The organism is Methylobacterium sp. J-026, assembly GCF_022829585.1.
Lineage (GTDB): Bacteria > Pseudomonadota > Alphaproteobacteria > Rhizobiales > Beijerinckiaceae > Methylobacterium.
Genome location: NZ_JAKSYC010000021.1, coordinates 1 through 3,581, shown reverse-complemented (window position 1 = coordinate 3,581; position 3,581 = coordinate 1). Strand labels below are relative to the sequence as shown.

Here is a 3,581-nt window from a genome sequence, read left to right as displayed (position 1 = left end):
AGCCGGGGGCGAGGGCGCCGTTGATGAAGGCGTTGTTCCGGCTGCGGCCGAAGTCGAGGTACTGGGCATCGGCCTCGATGCCGACGACCACACCCGAGCCCGGGGTGAACTGGTAGTTGTAGCCGATCTGGGCGCCGCCGGAGAAGCCGTCCTGGCTGCGGTTGCCGAAGGTGGCGGTGGGGCCGGCGGTGGCGTAGGGGGCCGGGACGCCGAAGGTGGAGTTGTTGTTGCTGCGGCTGGAGGCGTCGAACGCGTAGCCGGCGTTGATACCGAAGTAGGCGCCCGTCCAGGTGAACACCGGCACGGGGGTGAACACCGGCGGCGGGGCGGCGCGGCGGGGAAGGTCGGCGGCCGAGGCGGCACCGGTCAGGAGGGCCGTGGCGGCGCTCGCGAGAAGAAGCTTCTTGATCATCTGGTCCTCTGTCTCCCGTTTGACGGGATGTGTGCCGGACGACAGGACGTCAGGACGCCATCTGGCGATAGTGCAAGGATGCAACAGCCCCTGCGGAGGTCCGGAACCCCACAGCAGGAAGGTGCGCTAGAACACATCTTCACGTCGTTCTGATTGGTCCATCGGGAACTATTAAGGAATCTCTGCTGCGGCACTCTGTCTTTATAGGCAGTCAATATGCCGGGGCGCGCAATCACCTGACGGCGCCGGTCCGATACCGGAGCCGAACGGGGCACGGCCTGGTGAACCCTATTGCAAGTTGTCGCGACCGCCAGTTCTGACGCGCAGAGCGGGAATCCTCCGGCACCGTCGCCCGCCATCCGCGGGCATCCCGTCGCGCGAAGGCGGCGTCGTGGACGCAGGACGGCGCGTCCGCTATCCCGGCGGCATGGCCGAGACGCATTTTCGCCCCGAGCCGGGCCCGGCGCTGGCCATCGACTCACTGGAGGCCGCCGCCTCCCTGGAGGAGGTCGTGTCCGTCCTCCGCAGATCCGCGCGGGCGATCGTCGGCTCCGACGGGATCGCGGTGATCCTGCGCGAGGGCGACAGCGCCTACTACGCCGCCGAGGACGCCATCGAGCCGCTCTGGCGGGGACGCCGGTTCCGGCTGACCGAGTGCGTCTCGGGCTGGGCCATGCTCCACGGACAGGCCGCCATCGTGCCGGACATCGAGGACGATCCCCGGGTGCCGGTCGCAGCCTACCGGACCACCTCGATGCGCAGCCTCGTGGTGGTGCCGATCGGCGCGCCCGTCCCGGTCGCCGCGCTCGGCGCCTATTGGTGCGCGTCCGTCATCCCGGATGACGCGACCGTCCGCCGGCTCGAGGCGCTGGCCCGGCGGGCCGCGGCGGCTCTGGCGCGGGTGCGGCGTCCGGCCGAGGCGGCCCGGTCCCGGGAGCCGGCGCAGCCCTCCGGGCGGTGACGGTTGCGGCCGCCGGTGGAATCGCCGGGGATCGATCCGCCGCTTCGGCGGTTCCTCGGCCTCCGCGACTCCACTGGAAACCCCTGCCTCCTCATGAAGCGCTCCCTCCTCGTCGGCATCTTCGTCGCCCTGCTGGGCGCCATCATCCTGATCGCGGCCACATGGTCGAAGGTCACCCCCGTGAGTCCGGCCGTGTCCCCGGACACCGCAGCGACGCCCAATCCCACCAGCCAGCGGAAGTGACGCCGGACAGCCGTAGGGGACCGCACGGGATCGATCGGCCGGCGGCGCGCACCGGGCCGGCATCATCGAGAGAACAATCTCGACTATAAGCCGGCGAATAAGCCGAGCATTACAAATTCTTGAATTTTGGAACGTACTGCTCCGACAAAAGATTGTGGTTCCGCAACGATCGACGGAGCCCAATCATGCGTATATCTCTCGCTCTTGTCCTCGCGACCCTGCTCGGATCGAGCGCCGTCGCTCAGACCACGGTCACGGGCACACCGGCCGCCCCTGACGCCAAGACGAGCCAGAAATCCGGCGGTCAGGACAGCGTGACGCGGCCGAACACCGACAAGATGACGCCGAACGGCACCGGCACCGTCACGGGCGGCACCGTCCAGCTCGAGAAGGGCGCCAACAGCTTCACGGAGGGCGAGGTCCGCTCGCGTCTCGCGAAGGCCGGCTACGCCGACGCCAAGGATCTCAAGAAGGATCCCGACGGCATCTGGCGCGGCACCGCCATGCACGGGGGCCAGTCCGTCGCTGTCGGCCTCGATTTCAAGGGCAACGTCGCGGCCCGGTGAGCAGTCGGACGCTGACCAGATCCCGCTGATCCCGACCCTCGGTCGGGCCCAGCGAGATCCGGCAGACCAATGCCGCCGCGCCATCGCGCGGGCGGACCTCGATCGCGTCACGCTCATCGCGGTCCGGTATCAAACAGGAGACATCTCATGGCCCAGCAGACCATTACGGCCCTCTACGACCGCTACGAGGAGGCCAGCGCCGCCGTTAGCGAACTCGAGGGCAACGGCATCCCGCACGGCGACGTGAGCCTCGTGAGCAACAACGAGAAGGATCAGCATGCCGGCCTCCTCGGGGGCGGACATGCGAGCACCGACACCCGCGAGAAAGCCAAGGACGGCACCGGTGCGGGGGCGACCCTCGGCACCCTGGCGGGCGGCGCCGCAGGTCTCCTGGCCGGGCTCGGGCTGATCGCGATCCCCGGGGTCGGGCCGGTGGTGGCCGCCGGCTGGCTCGTCGCCACCCTGACGGGGGCCGGGATCGGGGCCGCCGCGGGCGGCCTCGCCGGAGCGCTGACGGGCGCCGGCGTCAGCGAGGGCGACGCGCATACCTACGGCGAGGGCGTGCGGCGGGGCGGGACCCTCGTCACGGTCCGCATCGATCCGGCGCGGACCGGTCTGGCCGAGACGGTGACGGCGGTGCTGGAGCGGCACGGCGCGGTCGACCTCGACGAGAAGGCCAGCGCCTGGCGCGCGGACGGCTGGACGGCCCCGCAGGCGACTGTCGCCGGGACGGCCGCGGGACAGGGCCGGGTCCGGACCTATCCCACGACCCCCGGCCTGTGATCGATCGGCGCCCGGCAGATGCGCGTTCCGTGCAGGCCGGCCGGGCGCCTGTCCAGGACTGACGAGGTGGTTCACCGCGCCTCGCCGAGGGCGAGGCGTGGGCAAAACCGAGCCTATTCGTCAAGTGTTCTGCTTAAATTTACTTCGTTTAAACCCTTGAAGGCTCCAAACGATAAGGAGACGAAGCGCGATCTGAAGGACCCCTCATGAACGACACATACGACAAGGCCGCCGATACCTTCGCCGTGGTCACGGCCGGGCTCGTCGCCGCCTACGTGTCGAACAACCCCGTGCCGGCCGCGGAGCTGCCGGCCCTGATCGCGCGGGTGCACGGAGCCGTCGCCGGCCTCGCCGCGGGTACCCTGCGGCCGGAGACGGGGGCGGCCGCCCAGCAGGCCGATCCGGACCGGCCGAGCGCGGCTCAGATCCGCAAGTCGGTCCGGCCCGACGGGATCGTCAGCTTCATCGACGGCAAGACCTACAAGACGCTCAAGCGCCACCTGACCAGCCACGGGCTCGACCCGCGCGGCTACCGCGACCGCTACGGCCTGCCGGCCGATTACCCCATGGTCGCCCCGAGCTACGCCGAGCAGCGCTCCGCCCTGGCCAAGGCGAT

5 protein-coding genes and 1 pseudogene are annotated in these 3,581 nt (G+C 70.1%); 5 read left to right on the top strand and 1 reads right to left on the bottom strand.

Annotation, left to right across the window (positions count from 1 at the left end; all coding sequences use genetic code 11):
- Nucleotides 1–412, bottom strand: a pseudogene (locus MKK69_RS00650) (porin family protein); the annotation flags it as partial.
- A gap of 427 nt (nucleotides 413–839) precedes the next feature.
- Between MKK69_RS00650 and MKK69_RS00645 the strand changes: the two are divergent.
- From MKK69_RS00645 to MKK69_RS00625, 5 genes are all read left to right on the top strand, one after another.
- Complete coding sequence (locus MKK69_RS00645; RefSeq protein ID WP_243964726.1) at nucleotides 840–1,373, top strand: GAF domain-containing protein; 534 nt, start codon at nucleotides 840–842, stop codon at nucleotides 1,371–1,373.
- Between the two features lie 93 nt (nucleotides 1,374–1,466).
- Entirely contained in the window at nucleotides 1,467–1,616 is a 150-nt protein-coding gene (locus tag MKK69_RS00640; protein ID WP_243964725.1) for a hypothetical protein, read from the top strand.
- A gap of 185 nt (nucleotides 1,617–1,801) precedes the next feature.
- A complete protein-coding gene (locus tag MKK69_RS00635; RefSeq protein WP_243964724.1) occupies nucleotides 1,802–2,182 on the top strand; it encodes a hypothetical protein in 381 nt (126 codons plus the stop codon).
- Nucleotides 2,183–2,329: 147 nt separating this feature from the next.
- Nucleotides 2,330–2,965, top strand: coding sequence for a hypothetical protein (locus MKK69_RS00630; protein ID WP_243964722.1), 636 nt, complete (start codon nucleotides 2,330–2,332; stop codon nucleotides 2,963–2,965).
- Nucleotides 2,966–3,171: 206 nt separating this feature from the next.
- A partial coding sequence (locus MKK69_RS00625; RefSeq protein ID WP_243964720.1) for a MucR family transcriptional regulator occupies nucleotides 3,172–3,581 on the top strand: 410 nt, incomplete at its 3' end.